This is a genomic window from Pseudomonas sp. Yb2C2, assembly GCF_052112325.1.
Taxonomy (GTDB): domain Bacteria; phylum Pseudomonadota; class Gammaproteobacteria; order Pseudomonadales; family Pseudomonadaceae; genus Aquipseudomonas; species Aquipseudomonas marginalis.
In genome coordinates, this window is sequence record NZ_JAVAJK010000005.1 from 262,883 (window position 1) to 286,029 (window position 23,147).

At 60.8% G+C, this 23,147-nt stretch carries 19 protein-coding genes; 10 read left to right on the top strand and 9 right to left on the bottom strand.

The annotated features are described in order from the left end of the window. Positions 1 to 364 precede the first annotated feature (364 nt). From Q8X51_RS09285 to Q8X51_RS09310, 6 genes are all read left to right on the top strand, one after another. Positions 365 to 2,398, top strand: a complete 2,034-nt coding sequence (locus Q8X51_RS09285) for an ABC transporter permease subunit (RefSeq protein WP_174562752.1) — start codon at positions 365 to 367, stop codon at positions 2,396 to 2,398. A gap of 15 nt (positions 2,399 to 2,413) precedes the next feature. Next, positions 2,414 to 4,084, top strand: a complete 1,671-nt coding sequence (pstA, locus tag Q8X51_RS09290; protein ID WP_027608246.1) for a phosphate ABC transporter permease PstA — start codon at positions 2,414 to 2,416, stop codon at positions 4,082 to 4,084. Positions 4,085 to 4,177: 93 nt separating this feature from the next. Continuing rightward, entirely contained in the window at positions 4,178 to 5,011 is an 834-nt protein-coding gene (gene pstB, locus Q8X51_RS09295; RefSeq protein ID WP_027608247.1) for a phosphate ABC transporter ATP-binding protein PstB, read from the top strand. Between the two features lie 70 nt (positions 5,012 to 5,081). Further along, positions 5,082 to 5,843 (top strand): phosphate signaling complex protein PhoU, encoded by a 762-nt coding sequence (gene phoU, locus Q8X51_RS09300; RefSeq protein ID WP_027608248.1) that lies wholly within the window; start codon positions 5,082 to 5,084, stop codon positions 5,841 to 5,843. Between the two features lie 168 nt (positions 5,844 to 6,011). Then, on the top strand, positions 6,012 to 6,923 hold the full coding sequence (locus tag Q8X51_RS09305) for a response regulator (protein ID WP_027608249.1): 912 nt from the start codon (positions 6,012 to 6,014) through the stop codon (positions 6,921 to 6,923). 82 nt (positions 6,924 to 7,005) lie between these two features. Then, entirely contained in the window at positions 7,006 to 7,677 is a 672-nt protein-coding gene (locus Q8X51_RS09310; protein ID WP_065926746.1) for a peptidoglycan DD-metalloendopeptidase family protein, read from the top strand. Between the two features lie 3 nt (positions 7,678 to 7,680). Here the strand turns inward: Q8X51_RS09310 and Q8X51_RS09315 are convergent, their stop codons facing one another. The 3 genes from Q8X51_RS09315 to phoB all read right to left on the bottom strand — a co-directional run bounded on the left by Q8X51_RS09315 (position 7,681) and on the right by phoB (position 11,407). Then, the gene (locus Q8X51_RS09315) at positions 7,681 to 9,021 is read right to left on the bottom strand and encodes a hemolysin family protein (RefSeq protein ID WP_027608251.1); all 1,341 of its coding nucleotides are present in this window, start codon (positions 9,019 to 9,021) and stop codon (positions 7,681 to 7,683) included. 270 nt (positions 9,022 to 9,291) lie between these two features. Further along, entirely contained in the window at positions 9,292 to 10,614 is a 1,323-nt protein-coding gene (gene phoR, locus Q8X51_RS09320; RefSeq protein ID WP_407693722.1) for a phosphate regulon sensor histidine kinase PhoR, read from the bottom strand. A 103-nt stretch (positions 10,615 to 10,717) separates the two neighbouring features. Beyond that, on the bottom strand, positions 10,718 to 11,407 hold the full coding sequence (phoB, locus tag Q8X51_RS09325) for a phosphate regulon transcriptional regulator PhoB (protein WP_003176964.1): 690 nt from the start codon (positions 11,405 to 11,407) through the stop codon (positions 10,718 to 10,720). A 155-nt stretch (positions 11,408 to 11,562) separates the two neighbouring features. Here phoB and Q8X51_RS09330 point away from each other — a divergent pair, with 155 nt between their 5' ends. Further along, positions 11,563 to 11,940 carry a COG4315 family predicted lipoprotein gene (locus tag Q8X51_RS09330; RefSeq protein ID WP_027608253.1) on the top strand — a complete coding sequence of 126 codons (378 nt, stop codon included), beginning with the start codon at positions 11,563 to 11,565 and terminating at the stop codon, positions 11,938 to 11,940. A 120-nt stretch (positions 11,941 to 12,060) separates the two neighbouring features. On the opposite strand, the gene ubiA is transcribed toward Q8X51_RS09330, so the two are convergent. Both ubiA and Q8X51_RS09340 read right to left on the bottom strand, forming a co-directional pair. Next, positions 12,061 to 12,951 carry a 4-hydroxybenzoate octaprenyltransferase gene (gene ubiA / locus Q8X51_RS09335; protein WP_065926743.1) on the bottom strand — a complete coding sequence of 297 codons (891 nt, stop codon included), beginning with the start codon at positions 12,949 to 12,951 and terminating at the stop codon, positions 12,061 to 12,063. After that, on the bottom strand, positions 12,951 to 13,514 hold the full coding sequence (locus Q8X51_RS09340) for a chorismate--pyruvate lyase family protein (RefSeq protein ID WP_407693721.1): 564 nt from the start codon (positions 13,512 to 13,514) through the stop codon (positions 12,951 to 12,953). Before Q8X51_RS09340 ends, ubiA begins: the two co-directional genes overlap by 1 nt. A gap of 197 nt (positions 13,515 to 13,711) precedes the next feature. Between Q8X51_RS09340 and Q8X51_RS09345 the strand changes: the two genes are divergently transcribed. The 3 genes from Q8X51_RS09345 to Q8X51_RS09355 all read left to right on the top strand — a co-directional run bounded on the left by Q8X51_RS09345 (position 13,712) and on the right by Q8X51_RS09355 (position 15,531). Further along, positions 13,712 to 13,879: a rubredoxin gene (locus Q8X51_RS09345; RefSeq protein ID WP_003213373.1), complete on the top strand. Its 168-nt coding sequence runs from the start codon at positions 13,712 to 13,714 to the stop codon at positions 13,877 to 13,879. A 36-nt stretch (positions 13,880 to 13,915) separates the two neighbouring features. Further along, positions 13,916 to 15,064 carry an NAD(P)/FAD-dependent oxidoreductase gene (locus tag Q8X51_RS09350; RefSeq protein ID WP_065946490.1) on the top strand — a complete coding sequence of 383 codons (1,149 nt, stop codon included), beginning with the start codon at positions 13,916 to 13,918 and terminating at the stop codon, positions 15,062 to 15,064. 191 nt (positions 15,065 to 15,255) lie between these two features. Next, the gene (locus Q8X51_RS09355; protein ID WP_003213368.1) at positions 15,256 to 15,531 is read left to right on the top strand and encodes an HU family DNA-binding protein; all 276 of its coding nucleotides are present in this window, start codon (positions 15,256 to 15,258) and stop codon (positions 15,529 to 15,531) included. A 105-nt stretch (positions 15,532 to 15,636) separates the two neighbouring features. On the opposite strand, the gene Q8X51_RS09360 is transcribed toward Q8X51_RS09355, so the two are convergent. From Q8X51_RS09360 to Q8X51_RS09375, 4 genes are read right to left on the bottom strand one after another with little or no spacing between them, the layout of a single operon-like run. Beyond that, positions 15,637 to 16,224, bottom strand: coding sequence for a hypothetical protein (locus Q8X51_RS09360; protein ID WP_065926740.1), 588 nt, complete (start codon positions 16,222 to 16,224; stop codon positions 15,637 to 15,639). Positions 16,225 to 16,259: 35 nt separating this feature from the next. Continuing rightward, on the bottom strand, positions 16,260 to 20,723 hold the full coding sequence (locus Q8X51_RS09365; RefSeq protein WP_407693720.1) for an RHS repeat-associated core domain-containing protein: 4,464 nt from the start codon (positions 20,721 to 20,723) through the stop codon (positions 16,260 to 16,262). A gap of 12 nt (positions 20,724 to 20,735) precedes the next feature. Beyond that, on the bottom strand, positions 20,736 to 21,170 hold the full coding sequence (locus tag Q8X51_RS09370) for a DcrB-related protein (protein WP_065946491.1): 435 nt from the start codon (positions 21,168 to 21,170) through the stop codon (positions 20,736 to 20,738). Between the two features lie 15 nt (positions 21,171 to 21,185). Then, positions 21,186 to 23,126: a type VI secretion system Vgr family protein gene (locus tag Q8X51_RS09375; RefSeq protein WP_065926737.1), complete on the bottom strand. Its 1,941-nt coding sequence runs from the start codon at positions 23,124 to 23,126 to the stop codon at positions 21,186 to 21,188. Positions 23,127 to 23,147: the final 21 nt, after the last annotated feature.

Genomic DNA, 23,147 nt, shown 5'->3' on the forward strand with positions numbered 1-23,147 from the left:
TACCGGCCCCGCATCCGAATTTTCTAGTCCGCTGCCAGCCCTGCTTCGCGGCGGATTTGTTGCGTCACTGCACTGTCATCTTTCTGTCATACAGGATCGCTAGGGTGTGCGCATGAATGATCTGGCCAATTCCACCATGACGACAACTTCTCCCCCCAAGCGCATTGATTTCAATACGCCTGAGCTGCAACGCAAGCGCCGTATTCGCGCGCTCAAGGATCGCCTGACCCGTTGGTATGTGCTGGTGGGCGGCCTCGCCGTTCTGGGTGCGATCACCCTGATTTTCTTTTTCCTCGCCTACGTGGTCGCGCCACTGTTCCAAGGCGCCTCGCTGACCAAGGAAGACGCACTGACGCCCGCCTGGATGCAGGACGCCGGCAAGCCGTTGTTGATCTCCCTGGAAGAGCAGAACCAGGTCGCCATGCGGGTTTCCGACAAGGGCCAGGCGCTGTTCTTTGACGTCACGAGCGGTGCCGAACTCAAGCGTGTCGACCTGCCGCTTGCGCCCGGCGTGAGCGTGGCTTCCATCGGTGAAGACCAGCCGGGCAGCCCGCTGGTGATCCTCGGTTTGTCCAATGGCCAGTCCCTGGTGTTCCGTCACACCTATAAGGTGTCGTACCCGGACGGCAAGAAGACCATCACGCCTGCGATTGAATACCCCTACGGTGAAACGCCGATCGTGCTCGACGATGCCGGCCGCCCGTTGGAGCATGTCGCCCTCAACGCCACCGATTCGTCGCTGGTGGTGGCAGGCTCGGCCGGTTCGCACTTGAACGTGCTGACCCTGAGCCGCGAAGAAAACATGATGACCGGTGAAGTCACCAGCGAGCAGAAGCGTGTCGAGCTGCCGCAAATGACCGAGCCGGTGAAGGCGATCTTCATCGATCCGCGCCAGCAATGGCTGTACGTGATCAACGGCCGCGCCCTGGCGGATGTGTTCAGCCTGCGCGACAAGAGCCTCAACGGTCGCTACAAATTACTGGAAGATGGCACTGCCGAAGTCACCGCCAGCACCCAGTTGGTGGGCGGCATCTCGCTGATCGTCGGTAACTCCAAAGGCGGCCTGGCCCAGTGGTTCATGGCCCGTGACCCGGATGGCGAGCAGCGCTTCAAGCAGATCCGTACCTTCCAGATGGGCACCGCGCCCATCGTGGAAATCACCGCCGAAGAGCGGCGCAAAGGCTTTACCGCCCTCGACGCTTCCGGCAAGTTCGGCGTGTTCCACAGCACCGCCCACCGCACCCTGCTGGTGGATCCGGTGGTCGACGGCCAGGGCGTGTTTGGTATGTCGCCGCGCGCCAACCGCGTGATCGTCGAAGCCGGCGGCAAGCTGCAGCCGCTGCTGCTGGACAACCCGCACCCGGAAGTGTCCTGGAGCGCGTTGTGGAGCAAGGTCTGGTACGAAAACTACGACGAACCTAAGTACGTCTGGCAATCGACCGCCGCCAACACCGACTTCGAACCCAAGATGAGCCTGGCGCCATTGACCTTCGGTACCCTGAAGGCGGCGTTCTACGCCATGCTGCTGGCGGCGCCACTGGCCGTTGCCGCGGCGATCTACACCGCTTACTTCATGGCCCCGAGCCTGCGCCGCAAGGTCAAGCCGGTGATCGAACTGATGGAAGCCATGCCGACGGTGATCCTCGGCTTCTTCGCCGGCCTGTTCCTGGCGCCGTATGTCGAAGGGCATCTGCCGGGGATCTTCAGCCTGCTGATGCTGTTGCCGATTGGCATCCTGGTGGCCGGGTTTGTCTTCAGTCGCCTGCCCGAGTCGATTCGCCTGCGGGTTCCCGACGGTTGGGAAAGCGCAATCCTGATCCCGGTGATCCTGTTCGTGGGCTGGCTCTCGCTGTACATGAGCCCGTACCTGGAAACCTGGTTCTTCGGCGGCGACATGCGCATGTGGATCTCCCACGACCTGGGCATTACCTACGACCAGCGCAACGCCCTGGTGGTCGGCCTGGCCATGGGCTTTGCGGTGATCCCGAACATCTACTCCATCGCCGAAGACGCCGTGTTCAGCGTACCGCGCGGCCTGACCCTGGGTTCCCTGGCCCTGGGCGCCACGCCGTGGCAGACCATGACCCGCGTAGTGATCCTGACCGCCAGCCCGGGCATCTTCTCGGCGCTGATGATCGGCATGGGCCGCGCCGTGGGCGAGACCATGATCGTGCTGATGGCCACCGGTAACACGCCGGTGATGGAGATGAACCTGTTCGAAGGCCTGCGCACCCTGGCGGCCAACGTCGCGGTGGAAATGCCCGAGTCGGAAGTCGGCGGCAGTCACTACCGCGTGTTGTTCCTCTCGGCGCTGGTGCTGCTGCTGTTCACCTTCATCATGAACACCCTCGCCGAGCTGATTCGTCAGCGTCTGCGCAAGAAATACTCGTCGCTTTAAGAAAGGTAGAAGTCTGTGAAACAGAACTCCCTGAATGGATGGTTCAAGAGCGGCGCTCCGGGCGTCTGGATCAGCGGTGGCGCGGTGTCCATCGCGGTCATCATGACCATTGGTTTGCTGGCCGTGATTGCCGTGCGTGGCCTGGGCCACTTCTGGCCGGCCGACCTGATCCAGGCCAACTACAACGTGCCGGGCCAGGAAAACCATATCGTCATCGGCGAAGTGGTGCAGAAAGAAGAAGTGCCGCGCGAGCGCCTGAAAAGCGCGGGCCTGCCGGTGCCCGATGCGGGCCCGGAGTTCATGACCCGCGAGCTGATCAAGGTCGGCAACCGCGACCTGAACGGCAACGACTTCACCTGGATCGTCGGCGAATGGTTGAAGGACCAGAGCACGCCGAAGAACCTGATGACCATCGAACGTCGTGAGTGGGGCAACTTCTACGGCACCCTGGTCAACGTCAAGCAGGATGGCAAGGTCATCGCTGAAGGCGAGGCCGCGTGGCCGGAGCTGCAAGCCCGCGTGGACCGCGTGAACAAGCTGGCGGCCCAGCTCAAGACCCTGGAGAAGTCCGACATCGGCGCGATCAACGCCGGCCTTGAGCGCATCCGCCTGCATGGCCGCAAACTGGAGCTGGAAGGCAAGCTCGACGCGGCCGCCCAGGCCGACATGGAGGCCGACCGCGCCGAGCTGAACGCTCGCTACCAGGACATCGAAGCGCGCCTGGCCGACCTGCACGCCCAGTTCAACCGTGACGCCTTGACCGCTCGCGATGGCAACGGCAAGGAAATTGAAATCGGCATCGGCAAGGTGGTGCACGCCTACCAGCCGAACGCCATGGGGACCGTGACCAAGATCGGTTTCTACGTCAGCAAGGTGTGGGAATTCCTCAGTGATGACCCGCGGGAGGCCAACACCGAAGGCGGGATCTTCCCGGCGATCTTCGGCACCGTGATGATGACCCTGATCATGGCGATGATCGTGACCCCGTTCGGCGTGCTGGCGGCGGTGTACCTGCGTGAATACGCCAAGCAGAACACCCTGACGCGCATCATCCGCATCGCCGTGAACAACCTGGCGGGTGTACCGGCCATCGTCTACGGCGTGTTCGGCCTGGGTTTCTTCGTGTATGTATTGGGTGGCTCGGTCGACCGTCTGTTCTTCGCCGAAGCGCTGCCGGCACCGACCTTCGGTACACCGGGCCTGCTCTGGGCCTCGCTGACCCTGGCGCTGCTGGCGGTACCGGTGGTGATCGTGGCCACCGAAGAAGGCCTGGCACGGATTCCGCGTACGGTGCGTGAAGGCTCCCTGGCGCTGGGCGCGACCAAGGCGGAAACGCTGTGGAAGATCGTGCTGCCGATGGCCAGCCCGGCGATGATGACCGGCATGATCCTCGCCGTGGCCCGCGCCGCCGGTGAAGTGGCGCCGCTGATGCTGGTCGGCGTGGTGAAACTCGCCCCGTCGCTGCCGCTGGACGGCAACTACCCGTACCTGCACCTGGACCAGAAGATCATGCACCTGGGCTTCCATATCTATGACGTCGGCTTTCAGAGCCCTAACGTTGAGGCCGCACGGCCGCTGGTGTACGCCACCGCCTTGCTGCTGGTGCTGGTGATCGCCACGCTCAACCTGTCGGCGGTGTGGATTCGTAACCACCTGCGCGAGAAGTACAAGGCGCTGGACAGCTAAAGCTATTCGCCACAAGCGGCAAGCTACAAGCCGCTTTTGCTCAAATCTTGCAGCTTGCAGCTAAAAGCGTGCAGCTACGAACGGAGTGAGACCATGCAACACGACACCCATTCCCACGGCATCAACATGTCTGCCCTGGGTCGCGACAAACAGAGCCTGAGCCTGGCCCAGGAAACCGTGGCCATCGAAGTACCGGGCCTGAGCCTGTATTACGGTGACAAGCAGGCACTGTTCGACGTCAGCATGAACATCCCCAAGCAGCGCGTGACCGCCTTTATCGGCCCGTCGGGCTGCGGCAAGTCCACGCTGCTGCGTACCTTCAACCGCATGAACGACCTGGTGGACGGTTGCCGCGTGGACGGGGCCATCAACCTCTACGGCACCAACATCTACCGCAAGGGCGAAGACGTGGCCGAACTGCGTCGCCGTGTGGGCATGGTGTTCCAGAAGCCTAACCCGTTCCCCAAGACCATCTACGAAAACGTGGTCTACGGCCTGCGCATCCAGGGCATCAACAAGAAGCGCATCCTCGACGAAGCCGTTGAGTGGGCCCTTAAAGGCGCGGCGCTGTGGGACGAGGTCAAGGACCGCCTGCACGAATCGGCACTCGGCCTGTCCGGCGGCCAGCAGCAACGTCTGGTGATCGCGCGCACCATCGCCGTGGAGCCGGAAGTGCTGCTGCTCGACGAACCGTGCTCGGCACTCGACCCGATCTCGACGCTGAAAGTCGAAGAACTGATCTACGAGCTCAAGTCCAAGTTCACCATCGTTATCGTGACCCACAACATGCAACAGGCGGCGCGGGTTTCCGACTACACCGCGTTCATGTACATGGGCAAGCTGGTGGAGTTCGGCGATACCGACACCCTGTTCACCAATCCGGCGAAGAAGCAGACCGAAGACTACATCACCGGTCGCTACGGCTAGGAAGCTGTGGTTCTGATTGCACTGACGCTGCGGTTCTCCGCACCTTACCGGACGCTCCAAGGACGCCAACATGATTAGCAAAGAAGGCCTTACCCACCACATCTCCGCGCAGTTCAACGCCGAGCTCGAGGAGGTGCGCAGCCACCTCCTGGCGATGGGCGGGCTGGTGGAGAAGCAAGTCAACGATGCCGTTACTGCGCTGATCGAGGCCGACTCGGGCCTGGCCCAGCAAGTGCGCGAGATCGACGACCAGATCAACCAGATGGAACGCAACATCGACGAAGAATGCCTGCGCATTCTCGCCCGTCGCCAGCCGGCAGCATCCGACCTGCGCCTGATCATCAGCATTTCCAAGTCGGTGATCGACCTCGAGCGGATCGGCGACGAAGCCACCAAGATTGCCCGCCGTGCCATCCAGCTGTGCGAAGAGGGTGAAGCGCCGCGCGGTTATGTCGAAGTGCGTCATATCGGCGACCAGGTGCGCAACATGGTACGGGATGCCCTGGATGCCTTTGCGCGCTTTGACGCCGAGCTGGCATTGTCGGTAGCGCAGTACGACAAGGTCATCGACCGAGAATACAAGACCGCCCTGCGTGAGCTGGCCACCTACATGATGGAAGACCCGCGCTCTATCTCGCGGGTCTTGAGCATCATCTGGGTGTTGCGCTCCCTGGAGCGGATCGGTGATCACGCGCGCAATATCTCGGAACTGGTGATCTATCTGGTGCGCGGTACCGACGTACGGCACATGGGTCTCAAGCGCATGAAGGCCGAAGTTGAGGGTTCAGCCGATCAAATCCCTAATGTTCCGGGCGAACCTGACGATAAGTAAGGTTGCCCGAGAAATTAACGCCCGGCCTCTGGTCGGGCGTTTTCGTTTGTGGCGCCTGAATTTTTTGCGAATCGGGTAAAAGAAAGTCCGAACGTGACTACAGAGTTTTGGCAAAATGCCATTAGTCAGGCGTTTTGCGTGCCGAAGTTTTTATAGGATGAAGGGTCGATGAGTAAAGTCAGTGTATTGGTGGTGGATGACGCCTCGTTTATCCGCGACCTGGTGAAGAAGTGCCTGCGCAACTACTTCCCCGGGATCAAGCTTGAAGATGCGGTAAACGGCAAGAAGGCCCAGACCATCCTGATGCGCGAGAGCTTCGACCTGGTGCTGTGCGACTGGGAAATGCCGGAGATGTCCGGCCTGGAGCTGTTGACCTGGTGCCGTGAGCAACCGCACCTCAAGGCCATGCCGTTTGTGATGGTGACCAGCCGTGGCGACAAAGAGAACGTGGTCCAGGCGATCCAGGCCGGGGTTTCCGGTTACGTCAGCAAACCGTTCACCAACGAGCAACTGCTGAACAAGGTCAAGCAAGCCCTGCACAAGGTCGGTCGCCTCGACGCCCTGGTCGCCAGCGCGCCGACCAAGATGAACTCGGCCTTCGGCAATGATTCCCTGAGTGCCCTGACCGGTGGCAAGCCTGAAGCCGTACGTGCAGCCCCCGTTGCGGCGGCTGCGTCTGCGCCAAGCAAAGGCCTGCTTAACAACGCCCCGCCGGTCCAAGCGCCAGGCGCTGCACCCACTGGCGGCCGTGGCCAGGGCCAGTTGCGCCTGTCCAGCGGCACCCAGCAATGCGTGATCAAGGCGCTGAGCATCAAGGAGGCGCTGCTGGTGGTGCGTCGCGGTGAGGTCCTGCCTCAGGTACTGGAAAGTGCCGTGCTCGACCTGGAACAGGGCGACAACGCCGAGGTGGCGCGTCTCAACGGCTACCTGCACGCCATCGTCGCCTTCGAACCCAAGCCGGACAGTGACTGGCTGCAACTGACCTTCCGCTTTATCGACCAGGATGCGCAGAAGCTCGACTACATCTCCCGCCTGATTGCGCGCGGTACGGCGCAGAAGCATTTTGTGCCGGGGGCCTGACTTTCAGTCCGAAGGGGCGTGCCCCGGGATTGTCATGATCCCTTGCTAGCTTGCTGTTCATTCACTCCGGCAGGTTCGCGCCATGCTCCTTCGCCTTTTGCTGTCCTGCATGTTGGCCTTGGTCGCCAATTCGACCCAGGCCATGACCCTGTACAAATCCACCGATGCCAACGGCATGGTGTTTTTCAGCGATCGGCAAACCCCCGGCGCCCAGGCGTTCGTGATCCAGGAACGTAGGGTCGAGCGCGTACAGCCGCCGGTACTCTACAGGCCAAAACCCGTTTACCCGCAACAAGCCTACCGTTACCCCTTGCCCTGGCGTGGCGGTCCGTTCCGCCTGACCCAAGGTCCCAACGGCAGCTTCAGCCACACCGACGCCAAAAGCCGCTACGCCATGGACATCGCCATGCCCGAAGGCACGCCGATCATCGCGGCACGCAGCGGTGTGGTGGTGAAAATCGAGAATAGCCAGATCGGACGCGGCAACGATGCGTCAGGCAATTTCGTGCGCGTGCAGCACGATGACGGCACCCAGGGTGTGTACCTGCACCTCAAGCAAGGCTCGGTGAGTGTCAGGCCGGGGCAGCGTGTGGCGGTGGGCAGCGCGCTGGGGTTGTCGGGCAATACCGGCAACAGCAGCGGGCCGCACCTGCACTTTGTGGTGCAACAGAGTACCGCGGCCGGGCTGGTGTCGATTCCTTACGAATTCAACCAGCCGGTCGGGACATTGCCCAATTTTGCATTGGGCAATTGAGGGTCAATCCAGCAGCAGGACCTTGGCCAGCACGATCTTCGGCCCTTTCATCTTCTTGATGATGATCCGCAAGCCTTCAACCTCCAGCACTTCTTCCTCTTCCGGCACGCGCTTGAGGGTGTCGTAGATCAGCCCTGCCAGGGTTTCGGCCTCGATGTGGTCCAGGTCGACGCCCAACAGGCGTTCCACCTTGAACAGCGGCGTATCGCCCCGTACCAGCAGTTTGCCAGGCTGGTAGGCGAGGATGCCGCGCTCGGCCTTGCGGTGTTCGTCCTGGATATCGCCCACCAGCACTTCCAGCACGTCTTCCATGGTCAGGTAGCCGATGATCTTGCCGTCGGCTTCTTCCACCAGGGCAAAGTGCGCGCCGCCTTTGCGGAACTGCTCCAGCAACTGCGACAACGGCATGTGCCGCGACACACGTTCCAGCGGGCGGGTCAGCTCGGCCAGGTTGAACGATTCGGGGATGTGGTCCAGGGCCGCCAGTTCCAGCAGCAGGTCCTTGATGTGCAAAAGCCCGACAAACTCGTTGCGCACCGCGTCATACACCGGATAGCGGCTGAATTTATGGCGACGGAACAGCGCGAGGATTTCCTTGAGCGGGGCGTTGAAGTCCAGGGTCACCAGGTCTTCACGGGAGTTGGCCCAATCCACCACTTCCAGCTCGCCCATCTCCACGGCCGAGGCCAGTACGCGCATGCCTTGGTCGCTCGGGTCCTGGCCACGGCTGGAGTGCAGGATCAGCTTGAGCTCTTCGCGGCTGTAATGGTGCTCGTGGTGCGGGCCGGGCTCGCCTTGGCCGGCGATGCGCAGGATCGCGTTGGCGCTGGCGTTGAGCAGGTAGATCGCCGGGTACATGGCCCAGTAGAACAGGTACAGCGGCACCGCCGTCCACAGTGACAGCAGTTCGGGCTTGCGAATGGCCCAGGACTTGGGCGCCAGTTCACCGACCACGATGTGCAGGTAGGAAATCACGAAGAACGCGGCAAAGAACGACACGCCCTTGATCACTTCCGGCGATTCGACGCCTGCGGCGCCCAGCAGCGGTTCGAGGATGTGCGCGAATGCCGGCTCACCAACCCAGCCCAGGCCCAGGGAGGCCAGGGTGATACCCAGCTGGCAGGCCGACAGGTAGGCGTCGAGCTGGCTGTGCACGGTACGCAGGATCTGCCCGCGCCAGCCGTTGGTGTGGGCGATGGCCTCGACCCGGGTCGAGCGCAGCTTGACCATGGCAAATTCCGCCGCAACGAAAAAACCGTTGAGCAGTACCAGGATTAGAGCAAAAAGAATCATGCCGAAATCGGCGAAGAGTGTGGCGAGGGTGATACCAGGGGAAGGGTCCATGATTGGGTTTTGCAGGTTCCGTGTGTTCAATAAGGGGTGACAGAAGGGCCTGAAAGGCAGGCGCAAGTCGGCCAATGTAGCGGCTGACGGGGCGCTTGCCTAGTGGTTGCTGCCGGGTGGGGCCTGGAATGCCTTATTCGAAACAGCACAATTCCAATTGTGGGAGGGGCCTTGCTCCCGAGAGCTGTGTGTCAGTCTGCATATCTGATACTGATGCACCGCCATCGGGAGCAAGCCCCCTCCCACATTTAGTTTTGTGCTGTGTTTGAGTTATTCGTCATTTCCGACGACCCGCGAACGGGTCATCTGCGCAGGTGGAAAATGGCAGGTGAATGTACTGCCATGTCCCAGCACGCTGCTGATTTCCAGGCGTGCACGGTGGCGCAGCAGCACATGCTTGACAATGGCCAGGCCCAGCCCGGTGCCGCCGGTGTTGGAGTTGCGGCTGGAATCGACGCGGTAGAAACGCTCGGTCAGGCGCGGCAGATGCTTGGCGTCGATGCCGATGCCAGAGTCCTGCACGCTCAGGTGTGCGCCTTGCTCGTCGGCCCACCAGCGGATGCGGATAGTGCCCTTGTCCTGGGTGTACTTCACCGCGTTGAACACCAGGTTGGAGAACGCGCTGCGCAATTCGCCCTCGCTGCCTTTGAGTAACACCTGCGGGTCGGCATCCAGGCTGATCTGCTGCCCGCGCTCGCCCGACAGGGCCTTGGCGTCATTCTTGATGGTCTGCAACAGGCTCTGGACGGCTACCGGTTGGTTGTCCGACGGATAATCCGTGGCCTCGAGCTTGGCCAGCAACAGCAAGTCGTTGAGCAGGGTCTGCATGCGTGAACCCTGCTGCTGCATTTGCTGCAGGGCACGGCTCCAGCGCGGGTTGATCTCCTCGACGTTGTCCAGCAGCGTCTCCAGGTAGCCGCAGATCACCGTCAAGGGCGTGCGCAGTTCGTGGGAGACGTTGGCAACGAAGTCTTTGCGCATCTGCTCCAGCTGATGGATGCGGGTTACGTCGCGCACCAGCATCAGGTGTTCGTTGTTGCCGTAGCGGGTCAGGTACAACTGGATACGCACACGGTCGTTGGTGGGCGAGGGGATTTCCAGGGCTTCTTCGTAGTTGTCCTGCTCGAAGTATTCCTTGAAGCGCGGGTGACGCACCAGGTTGGTTACCGGCTGGCCGCTGTCCTGGGGCGTCTTGAGGCCCAGCAGGGTCTCGGCGGCGCGGTTCCACCACTCCAGGTTGCCGTCGCTGTCGAGCATGATCACCGCGTCCTTGAGCGCAGCGGTGGACTCCTGCACCCGGTCGATCACGGCTTGCAGGCGCCCGCGTACCCGTTGGTCGCGGCGTTGCAGGTGGTAGATGCTGTCGAACACCTCACCCCACAGGCCGTAGCCATCGGGCGGTGCTTCGTCGGGTTTGTGCTGGCGCAGCCATTCATGCAGGCGCAGCAATTGCTTGAGGGTCCAGCCCAGGTACAGGCCGATACCGATGGCCAGGCTCCAGCCGTAATAGCCGCTGACCAGGCCGACCAACAAGCAGGCGGTGATCAACAGGAGCATGTGGCGGATCAGGGTGCCATGCCAGTTTTGGTTCATGGAGCGTCCTTCGGAGCAGCTTTAAGTTTCAAGCTGCAAGCTTCAAGTCAGAGCGAGGCGGCTTTTTTCTTGCGGCTTGTAGCTGATCACTTGCAGCTAGGTTTCAACCTTTGGTTGAAAACCGGTAGCCAGTGCCGCGCACGGTTTGTACCAGATTCTCGTAGGCATCGCCCAAGGCTTTGCGCAGGCGACGGATATGCACGTCGACGGTGCGCTCCTCGACATACACGTTGCCGCCCCACACCTGGTCCAGCAACTGGCCACGGGTATAGGCACGCTCCTGGTGGGTCATGAAGAACTGCAGCAGGCGGTATTCGGTCGGGCCCATCTCGGCCGGCTTGCCGTCGATGGTTACGCGGTGGCTGATCGGGTCCAGCAGCAGGCCACCGACTTCGATAGGTGCTTCGCCATCGGTCGGGCCGGCACGGCGCAGCACGGCTTTCAGGCGCGCTACCAGTTCCCGTGGGGAAAACGGCTTGGTGATGTAGTCATCGGCGCCGACTTCCAGGCCCTGGATCTTGTTGTCTTCTTCGCCCTTGGCGGTGAGCATGATGATCGGGATATCCCCGGTCAGCTCATCGCGCTTGAGGCGGCGGGCCAGTTCGATGCCGGAGGTGCCGGGCAGCATCCAGTCCAGCAGGATCAGGTCCGGCTTGCGGTCGACGATAATGGCATGGGCCTGCTGGGAGTTCTCCGCCTCCAGGCAGTCATAGCCGGCCATTTCCAACGCAACGGCGATCATCTCGCGGATGGGCGCTTCGTCGTCAACAATCAGAATGCTCCTGCCAACCATGCTCGAAAATCCTCTTGTCATTTAACTGTCTTGCGCCGCATTAGATAACGGAATTATTGCAGTCGTGTGACAGTAATTTAGTCGCTTGGGCAATTCGGGGCACTCTGGACTACGCTTTGGGTCCGAATCCTGACAACCACAAAAGGAAGGTTCCGATGACTCACAGTACTTTTTCTTGGAAGGCCCTGCTGGTCACGGCGGCGTTGACGCTCCCGACACTGGCATTCGCGGCGGAGCCGGCGATGACCCAGAACGGTCTGTTAGTGGATCACAGTGGGAAGACCCTTTACACCTTCGACAAGGACGCCGATGGCAAGTCAGTGTGCAAGGACCAGTGCGCGACCAACTGGCCGCCGCTGAAAGCAGAGTCTACCGACAAATCAATGGGCGATTGGACCGTGATCACCCGTGATGACCAGACCAGTCAATGGGCCTACAAGGGCAAACCTGTCTACACCTACAAGGATGACCACAAGGCCGGTGACAAGAGCGGTGATGGCAAGGGTGGGGCATGGCATGTGATCAAGCCCTGATTTCGCGGCGCTGCTGAAACCATCGGGGGCAAGCCCCCTCCCACCTTTTGATGTGTGAACACATTCAAATGTGGGAGGAGGCTTGCCCCCGATGAGGCCCGACCAGGCACTGCAAAAACCTCAGCGAAACGCGTAATCCGCCACAATCCCGACAAAAATCGCCAACCCGGCCCAGTGGTTGTGCAAAAACGCCTTGAAGCATTTCATCCGGTCCCGGTCGCGGGTGTACCAGAACTCCCAGGCAAAGCAGCCTGCCGCCGCCAGCAGCCCCAGGTGGAACCAACTCCCCAGCTCAAACCGTGCGCCGGCCAGCAACAGGCACAGCAGCGCCAGGCCTTGCAGGGTCAGGATGATCACCCGGTCGGCATCGCCGAACAGGATGGCAGTGGATTTGACGCCGATCTTCAAGTCGTCGTCGCGGTCGGTCATCGCGTAATAGGTGTCGTAGGCCACTGTCCACAACAGGTTGGCTATATAGAGCAGCCAGGCGGTAGCGGGCAGGTGGCCGGTTTCGGCGGTGAACGCCATCGGCATGCCCCAGGAAAACGCCGCGCCCAACACCACCTGGGGGTAATAGGTGTAGCGCTTCATGAACGGGTAGCTGACCGCCAGTGCCAGGCCGCCCAGCGATAACCAGATGGTGGTGGCGTTGGTCAGCAGTACCAGCAGGAAGCTGATCAGCATCAGTACCGCAAAGAACACCAAGGCCTCTTTCGAACGGATCCTGCCGCTGGCCAGCGGGCGTTGCGCGGTGCGCTTCACATGGCCGTCGACCTTGCGGTCCGCCCAGTCATTGATGACGCAACCGGCAGCGCGAGTCAGCGTAACGCCCAGCACAAAAATCACGATATTGGCCAGGGACGGCGAGCCCTTGCCGGCGATCCACAGCGCCCACAGCGTCGGCCACAGCAGCAGGTAGATGCCGATGGGCTTGTCCATGCGGGTCAACTGAATGAAATCCCAGGCCCGGGGGTGCAGGCGGTTCAAGGATTTGAGCAGACGTTGATACATCAGCAGTTCTCCGGATGGTCATGCAGCGCGTGCCAGAAAGCCGGCAGGAAGACTTCCGCCACCAGCACGCTCAGCGGCCCGCGATCGAAGCGTGAGCGGCGCGCCCACAGCCCGTCGGCCTGGTCCGTGGTGGGCAGCCATTGGCGAGGGTAATGGCACACCTCGATGGCCTGGCGGGTGAACGCGCGGTCGCAAAACAGCAATTCGCCCAAGGAACGGCTGCCCAATTCATCCATATGCAAGCCGTCGCCCTGCAATGCACTGCGTGCCGCCACACTGCGGGCGAACACCCACGGTTGGCCATGCCCGCGCAAATACACCTCGCGCACCCAACCGATACTGGCCGGGGGCATGTGCAGCGCCGCGCATTCATCATCGCGCAGCGGCTGCCAGCCTTCGAACAGCGGCGTCACGCTGAAGCCATCGTGGGACAGCCACGTCAACCGGCGGGTCAGCGAGCCTTCGTCGAACAGCCAGTTCAGGGTCAAGGGCGCGGGCGCAGGGCTCAAGAGGCTCTGGGTCAACCATTGGCAAGCATCGGGAGGGGCGATTGAGTGCGGCACGGTGCGTCAGTATTGGCGGCAAAAGAGGCGGCGAGCTTACCATGGCGTCCTGATCTTTTGCCGGGCCGGCCCGGCGCCTTGCGTCGATCGAGCTTGCATCTGTCGGCCCCGATCAGTACAAAACGCCCTGAGCCGCGCGGCAACGCTGGATCCATCGACCGCCGGCCAACCTGCCTGGACCCTGAGGAAGCAAGTAAATGAAGAAGTGGCAATGTGTAGTCTGCGGCCTGATCTATGACGAAAAAGACGGCTGGCCGGATGATGGTATCGCTCCGGGCACCCTGTGGCAGGACGTACCGGAAGACTGGCTGTGCCCGGACTGCGGCGTCGGCAAAATGGATTTCGAAATGATCGAAATCGGCTAATTTTCAGTTTCAGAGACGTACTACAAGGAGAACAGAATGAACGCACCTGTCGTGATCATCGGCACAGGATTGGCCGGTTACAACGTGGCCCGGGAATTTCGCAAGCTCGACAGCGAGACCCCATTGCTGCTGATCACCGCGGATGACGGGCGCTCCTACTCCAAGCCCATGCTCTCCACCGGCTTTGGCAAGAACAAGGAAGCCGATGGCCTGAGCATGGCCGAACCCGGCGCCATGGCCGAGCAACTCAAGGCCGAAGTGCGCACCCACACCCGTGTCAGCGGCATCGACCCCGGCCACAAGCGCCTGTGGATCGGTGAAGAAGCGGTGGTCTATCGTGATCTGGTCCTGGCCTGGGGCGCGGAGACCGTGCGGGTACCGGTTGAAGGCGACGCCGCTGAGCTGGTTTTCCCGATCAATGACCTCGAAGATTACGCCCGCTTTCGCGCCGCCGCGGCCGGCAAGCGCCGCGTGCTGCTGCTCGGCGCCGGCCTGATCGGCTGTGAATTCGCCAACGACCTGATCCTCGGCGGTTATGAAATCGACCTGGTGGCGCCGTGCGAGCAAGTCATGCCGACCCTGCTGCACCCGGCGGCGGCCGCAGCGGTACAGGCCGGCCTGGAAGGGCTGGGGGCGCGTTTCCACCTGGGCCCTGTGCTCAACCGCCTGCAACGCAGCGCTGACGGCCTGGAAGCGCATCTGTCGGACGGTGAAGTGGTGCACTGCGATCTGGTGGTCTCGGCCATCGGCCTGCGTCCGCGTGTCGACCTGGCTGCGGCGGCCGGCCTGCAGACCAACCGTGGGATCATGGTGGATCGCCACCTCAAGACCTCCCACGCCAATATCTACGCCCTGGGCGACTGCGCCGAGGTTGATGGCCTCAACCTGCTGTACGTCATGCCGCTGATGAGCTGCGCCCGTGCCCTGGCCCAGACCCTGGCCGGTAACGCCACGGCCGTCAGCTACGGCCCGATGCCGGTCACCGTGAAAACCCCGGTCTGCCCGCTGGTGGTATCCCCGCCGCCACGGGGCACCGAAGGGGTGTGGAGCGTCGAAGGCCAGGGTGCCGACATCAAGGCCCTGTGCCGCGACGCCAACGGCCGCCTGCTGGGTTACGCGCTGACCGGCAACGCCGTGATGGAAAAACTTGCCCTCAACAAAGAACTTCCGCCGTTGCTGGCGTAAATACCGGTCGTTCTGTCGGAATAAGCACGTTTTTCCCCCGAGAAAGGTCGCCGCGAGACTGGCGGAGCGTGCGAGGGCATGCCATCCTCACTCCCGTCTGCCGCAGAGTAGAGCCTGCGGCGCTTTGGGCGCTGCTCCACAGACGAGCAGCACGGACATAACAACAAAAAACCGTCAAAGAGGCTTCACATATGCGTAAACCAGAACTCGCAGCCGCCATCGCTGAAAAAGCGGATCTCACCAAAGAACAGGCCAACCGCGTCCTCAACGCCGTTCTCGAAGAAATCACCGGCGCCCTGCACCGCAAGGACAGCGTCACCCTGGTGGGCTTCGGCACCTTCCTGCAACGCCACCGTGGCGCCCGCACCGGCAAAAACCCGCAAACCGGTGAGCCTGTGAAGATCAAGGCGAGCAACACCGTTGCGTTCAAGCCGGGCAAGTCGCTCAAAGACAGCGTCAACCCGTAATTGCGGTACCGTCTCGAAGGGAGGCGGGGCGGTAAGAAGAATGGGCACGCCGACTGGGTTGGGTGCCCATTTTTTAATGCTTCAAATCACCTAAACACTGCTTGTTTATCTCAACGGCAAAGGCAGTCGTCGGGTCAAAGGCCTGAGGCTTTCACGATCGTTCCAGAGTCCCGGAAAGACTTCAAATTTCAAATCATCCCGGTTAACACCGGTATCGAAGTAGCGACACAGTCTGTCGGTGAGGTCCTCGTCTCCCCACATGTTGGTCAACTCATACTTTTCGATAATGTCGCGACTGTCAGAAAGTTGCAGATCTTCCTTTAGTGCAGGTACCAGGCTGTAGTCAGCATCGCAGCCGATGCCGAGGTCAACAAGATCAGCATCTCGAAACGGAAAGCCGCCCTCAAAGCTGACGTGGGGCCTGAGCCAATAACGCTCATGATCCGAAAGGCTAAATGGTGTGACGGAAATTAGTTTTTCCGTTGCCAATCTCTGGGTCACCACCTTGCCGACAAAACCACTGAACAGGATCATACTGTTGTCCAGCGCAAGCTCGGTCCAGGCGCCGTCCACACTTCTCACATCGTAGAAGCGCATGACGGAGTTTTTGATCATCTGGCCTACGGTGTATAAGTCATCTCGCAATTTGAGGCTGACTAGATCGCCTTCCTTCCAGAGGATGCGCTTGGCCATGGGCTCACTCCATTTTCAATAGTCATTGATGATATTCACGAGCAGCGGCCTGCTCGCGCACCCCTGCTTTTGCCGGCGACTTTGGCAGGGGCTTTGCCCTTGGTTTTATTCGCGGCTTTTATGCGTTTATCCAGTGCTTTGCCTGAGTCAGTCTGAGACAAATGTTTATCCGCCGCAGCTAGGTATTCTTTCCTTCGGCCATTTCCTTTGCCGACCGGATTTTGTGCGTTGGCGGTTCCATCTTTTCCTCCCAAACCTTCATACACTCGTTGTTCCAGCCCTCGTGTGGTGTCCTTGCCATCCTGTCCATAGGCGGTATGCAGGACTTGAGGTGCCTGGCCGCCAAAGCGATCGAAATTTGACCCGTAGCGATAGTTCAACACGTCTGAACCTACCTGCTTGCCTTGCATGCTGGCATAACCCACATAAGGTTTGCCGGTCGCTTTGTCGACGCCCAGGTAGGTGATATGAGTCGCTGTGGTTGGACTGCCTGCCAGCCCCCACGCATCACACCAGCCCATCGGATTAGGCCCGTACTGATAGAGGTTCAAGCCACCGGCGAGTCCTATGGGGTCCGGTGTGATAAACCGACCTATATCGGGGTCGTAAAACCTGAACGTGTTGTAGTGCAAACCGGTTTCCCGGTCCAAGTATTGCCCCTGAAACCTCAAGTTCTGCTCTTCGATGTAAGAAGATTCTCTGGTTTCCTCGGCGGTATTACCCCAAGCGTAATAACTGGCCTGCCATACACGGTGCCCATCGTGGTCCGTCAATTCGTGCGGCAGTCCGTTAGGGTCGTTGTGGTAGTACCTGATTCTTTGCAGTGGGCCCAGGCCATCAACACGTGCCAGCGCTTCATAGCTCCCATCTTCATAAAGATAAAGGCTGGTCTGGTTATTACGATGCTCTTGTATCAGTTGCAACCCGTCCCAGACAAAACGAGTGGTACCAAGCGTATTACCGTTGCTGTTTTGTTCGGTTTTTGTAATCCGACGACCTAAAGGGTCGTAGGTCATTGTGATGACGGTTTCATTGGCGGCGTGCTGATTTCGTATTTCGACCACTCTGCTTTCAGCGTCGTACTTGAATAGTTGAACGGCGCGACGAGCACTACGTTTTTCAACCAGCCGACCGAAACTGTCATACCGGTAACGCTTGTCTTGGTAGGTCATTAATTTGTTATGTACCACCAGGCCTACACCCGGCAGGGGACCATCCAGAAGGTTGGCCGCTGCGTCATAAGCAAAGCTTTCCTGCGTCCCATGTATTGGATTCTGGCTGGCAATGATGCGATCAGTGGCGTCGTAGTGAAACGACTGTTGGTGTGCAATTCCTGCTTTTTGTTCGTGGCGGGCGATCAGGTTGTCGCTGGGATCAAAGTCGAAGTATGTCGGGCTCATTCCCGTCAGTGGTCGCGGCAGGGTACTTGGATACCGTACACGAGCGCGCAACCGCCCGCCTCGATCATATTCAGTGCGGGTGCTGATCTGACCTTGTGTGCGAAGTACTTCACGATGCAGGCGGTCACGCTCGAAGTCACTGATGACTTGGCCATCGAGGTTGATCTGGTGCAAATGACCGCTGCCGTAGTACAGACGGTTGATCCAGCGACCATCGGGTAATTGGGTCTGGGTCAGATTGCCCAATTCGTCATAGCGATGTTTCAAACTGCCGGCCGAGCTTTGCTCTTCAAGTGGCTGGCCGAGGGCGTCATAGCGATAACTCAATTTTTGTTCGTTGCCCTGGGCGTCCTTGAATGTGATTGCGATCAATTGATCCAGGAGATCGTATAAATAATCCGTGCGGCCATCGTCGGTGATTTTGACAACCAGGCGCCCGGCAGCATCACGCTCCAAATAGTGAACAATAGGCTGTTCAGGGATACCTGGCGCATTGCTGTCGTGAGCTGGTAAAGCAGTGACGCTGGTGATGCTGTTCAATGCATCGTAGTCATAGTGATGGGCGCTGCCATCTAGGTCGCGCTGCTCGACCAGGCGATCATTGGCATTCCACGTGAAACGATAACATTCGCCATTCTCATTGGTCAGTGCTTGCAGCCGTGCGTAGCTGTCATAGCTGAATTGCACTTTGCGGCCGTGCGCATCCGTGCGCTGGCGAATGCGCCCGCGAGGGTTGTACTGATAATGAGTCGAGTGGCCTGACGGGTCGGTATGGACCGTCAATTGTCCGCAGGCGTTGCGTTGAAAATACTCGATGCGACCATCTGGCAACTGCTGGCTGAGCATCCTGCCCGTCGTGTCGTATGTGAAGGTTGTTCGTTCCCCTAGCGGGTCGGTAATGACCTGCAAATAACCGCGCTCGTCGTAACTGAAACGCGTCGGGTAACCCGAACAATCGATATGCTCGACCAACTGCCCAAACGGATTCCAGCGCAGCTTCTTGCTTTTGCCGGTGGCGTCGATGATCTCCACGACCTGGCCGTGATCGTCATAACGGTAGCGGGTGACGTAGCCCAGCGGGTCGGTTTCGGCGATGCAGTTGCCGCGCTGATCGTAGCGATACGCCCAGCTATTGTCGGCGGCGTCGGTCTCCACCAGCGGCAGTGCCCAATGCTCAAGCCACAAGGTCGAGTCACTGCGGCCCAGCGGGTCGGTCTCGCCGATCAGGTTGCCGGCGTCGTCGTAGCTGTACGTATAGCGCCCGCCCAGTGGATCGGTGGCGCTGAGCAATTGGCGCTCGTCGTTCCACTCGAACAGCCAGGTTTGCCCGAGGTTGTCGCAGTAGCGAACGATCTGGTGCTGGGTGTTCCAGTGGCGAGTACTGACGCGTTGCAAGCCGTCGGTAATCCGCGTGATACCGGCCTGCAAGTCATAGTCGAACTGGTAGGCGTCGCCTTCGTCGGTCCAGTGCCGGACCACGCGCCATTCCACGTCTTCAACCAAGGCCCATTCGTAGAAACAGCGCAGACCGGTCGGCAACTGGTGCTCGACCATGCGCTGGCCGGCATCATAGCTGAAGCGTCGCTGTACCTGGCCAGTGGCATCGCGGACCTCAGCCAGGTTGCCGATAGCGTCGTAGCCATAGCTTACGAGTACTTCGCGACGCTGATCGGGGTACAGTCGTTCGAGCCGCATCACGTGGCCTTGATCGCGGATCAACTCCACTTGCACCAGGTCGAACGTATCGCGCAGCCGGATCAGCCGCCCGGCTTCGTCGTAATCAACATGGATGCGGTTGTCGTTGCGGTCGCCGAGCTGGCTGAGGCGCAGCAACGCCGGGTTGGCGGAAGGCTCAAATAAGCGATACAGCCCGTCATCGCTTTCGATCAGCAACTGCCCATTGAGGTGTCGGCGCACGGCCAGCCCTTCACCGGCGCTGAACACCGCGCCGCCCAGGGGAATACTGCCCATGTCGATAGGCCGGCCCTGTTCATCGGTGTAGACCAGCGTTTCGCCGCCGTCGGGGTGAGGCTGGATGTCGACGCACACTTCATACGGCAGGCTCCAGCCTGCGCCGAACAGGCTGCCCGAGCGTTCGTCGCGGCTGTTGTAGAAGCGTTGCCAATCAATCGGCAGGATGCCGGGCAGTACGAAATCCAGCTCATCATCGCCGCCCAGCACCTTGGCGCCGGTGGCCGCATGCACCGGGTTCGACGAGCCCATGGCCGCATTGGCCATAGCCCCCATCGCGCTGCTCACGGCCATCGAGGTCGCGCCGCCGATCAACATGCACGGCAGCTTGCTGAAGAACTTGCCCTTGCCGCCCTTGAGCATCAACAACGCTGTCACCGCCAGCCCGACGCCCGGCGTCTTGCCGCTGCGGATCTCGCGCACCACCACCGAACCGCCGCCAATGGTCACGTTGGAGGAAATCAGCCCCGACGACACCACCGTTGCATCGCAGGTGCTGCGGTCACCGCTGCGCACTGCCGGCTGGCCATTGATGGTGACTTTTTCCGAACCCTCGGCCAGAAACTGCGGCGGCATCGGCGGGTGCTTCATGCACGTGACCAAATCCAGCGGCTTGGGTTCGGCGCCGGGCGCAGGTGTGGCAACCGTGGGGCGCCACATCTGCGAGAAGAAACTCTCGGCCATGTCCAGGTAGCTGGCTTCCGGCTCGGGCGCGGGTTCTTCCAGCTCAGTGCCGGCGGGTGCGACGTGAGAACTGATCGCGCCAGCGGCGCGAGCGGCCGGAATACTGTTGGTCAGGGTATTGGTGGAACCGGTGAGAATGTTCGCCTGTACCGTAGGCGGGAACAGGGCGTTGCTGAAGCTCTCGCATAAATTCGATAAGCCTTTGTCCGCCCCGGTCTTGCTCATGGCCAGGCCGACAATCGTGCCCACCACGGCGCCCAGCAGGAAGCAACCCAGCCCGCCGGTGGCCACGGTAATCCCGGTGGCGGCAACCACCGCCGCAGTCGCCACGGCGGTGATCGCAATATTGGCCGCCACCTCCAGCACACCGCCGAGGATGTCGGCCATCATCGAAGTGTGGGAGAGCGCATCGCCCATCCGGGCCGCCCATAACGCGTCAGACATACAAGCAACTCATCAGGAAATAGCGTCGAACGACAGCGAGTTTTTGATCAAGGCCCAGTGCGCCGCCTCGGCATCCCCCAGCGTGTCCGCCTTCACATAACTCAACGCGAGCATCTTGCGCGTGCCCGGTATCACCAAGGCCAGCTGGTACTGGAACACCTTGTCATTGCCCTTGTTGAATTGGCTGCGCAGCTCGATGCCTTCCACCTCCTGCGCGGCGCCCAAACGCACGTCCACACCCGGTTGATAGCGCAAATCCTGCACCTGTTTTTCCAGGCGCTGGAGCTGGTCGTTGAAGTTGCTGTGCAGGGTTTCGCCGTCGGCCAACAGGCTGCGGCTGACGATCAGGGATGTGCCCAACTCCGGGAACTTGAGGATATTGATCGTCGCGTCCTGCAACTCACTGGCGGGCAATTGAAACTGGAATTCGTTGATTCGGTACGTCATGGCAAACGGGTCTCGTCAGGAGCTTTTAGGCGCGGGGAAGGCGGCTTTGATATTGGCGTCGATGGCGCCTTTCTGGCCCTGGCCGTCGGGCGTGGCGCCAGGGCCGCCGCCGTTGTTCAGGTGCAGCACGCCGCCGGTATTGAACTCGGCATCGCCGCTGGCATAGAAGCTGATGTTCACGCCGGTCAGGTTGATCTGCCCACTGGCGTTGAGCTCCAGGATGCTTTCACCGCAGACCAGGCGCAGGTTTTCGCCCACTTCGATGACGTAGCTCTGGCTGATGCTGTCGGTCTTTCTCTGGCCCACCGAGAGGATGTCTTCCTGCTTGACGATGCGCAGGCGGTTGTTGCCGATGGTCACCGTCTCGTTATGGCCGATACTTTTATTGCGGTCGTGCCCGACGGAATGACTCTCGTCCACCTCGACAACAATGTCCTGGTTACGCTCTGCATGGATATACAACTGCTCCAACCCCTTCTTGTCCTCCATGCGGATTTCATTGAAATTGGCCGGCGTGCCGCCCTTGCTCGAGCGACTCTTCATGCCGCTCTGGGTCGCGTTCTCCGGCAGGTCGTAGGGCACGGTCTGCTCGGCGTTGTATACCCGCCCGGTGATGATCGGGCGGTCCGGATCACCTTCGAGAAAGCTGACAATCACTTCCTGGCCGATCCGTGGAATCTGCATCGAGCCCCAGTTCTTGCCGGCCCAGGACTGCGACACGCGGATCCAGCACGAGCTGTTTTCGTTGGATTGGTCGTGGCGGTCCCAGTAGAAGTGCACCTTCACGCGGCCGTACTGGTCGGTCCAGATTTCCTCGCCTTTGGGGCCAACCACCAATGCCGTCTGCGGGCCTTTGACGATGGGGCGGTGGGTGGTGGCCAGCGGGCGGAAGCTTTGCTGGGCGTCGATGCAGGTCAGGCTGCTTTCGAACTGCGCCGAACCCGAACCGCCGCCGCTTTCCAGGCTTTCCTGGACGATGTAGTAGCGGCAGCCGACGATCAGGTATTCGCGGTTCTGGTCCTGGCGGCTGAAGCCGGTGAGGCTGAACAGGTGGCCGGAACCCAGGCCACGGGCATTGCCGGCGAACTCGACCTGTTCATGCAGGGTTTGCAGGGCTTCGATGCGGGTGCGCGCGTAGTGTTCGCCGTCGGCGCTTTGCACGTAGGTGCCGGGGTAGTCGTACAGCGGATAGTCGCCGGCGGTATGCGGGCGCGGCATGGCCGAACGCACGTCGATGCTGGCGCTGGGGCGTTGGAAGTCGTAGTCGTTGAGCTCCAGCGAGCCCGGCTGAACCTCCTGGGCCAGGTGCCAGTTGTGCATGTGGTCGCGTTCGCGCTGCTGCTCGTCCTTGGGGTAATACGGGATCGACGCGTAGCCCGGTACCGTGGTGTGGGCGCCATAGGCGTCGGCCAGCACCAGCACATGGCGGTCCTGTTCATGGCGGAAGAAGTAGTAGATGCCTTCCTGTTCCATCAGGCGGCTGACGAAATCGAAGCTGGTCTCGCGGTACTGCACGCAGTATTCCCACTCGCGGTACGGCCGGCTCAGGGCGTCTTCGAAGTCGGAAAACCCCAGGTCGCGGAACACCTGCTTGATGATCTGCGGGATGCTCAGGTTCTGGAAAATCCGGCAGTCCGAGGTGCGAGTCAGCAGCCAGAACCACGGGCGCAGCGTCACCTGGTAACTGGCGAACTGGCCCTGGTCGATGTTCTGGCTGCAGCGCGCGACGATGCCGTGGAAGTGCCGCTCACCGCCGTCCGCCAGTTGCACGCCCACGCTCATGGGCTTGCCGAGCAACTGGTTGAGGTCGATGTTGGCGTCCAGGGACGTCAGTTGCAGTTCATAGTTGAACAGGCGGCCCAGCTCTTCGCCGCCGCCCATTTCATTGAGCAGCAGCACATCCGGCCCGAGGGGGCTGGTGATCTTGGCCAGGCGTGAGGCTTGGTTGAATAGCATCGGTTAACCTGTAAATGACTA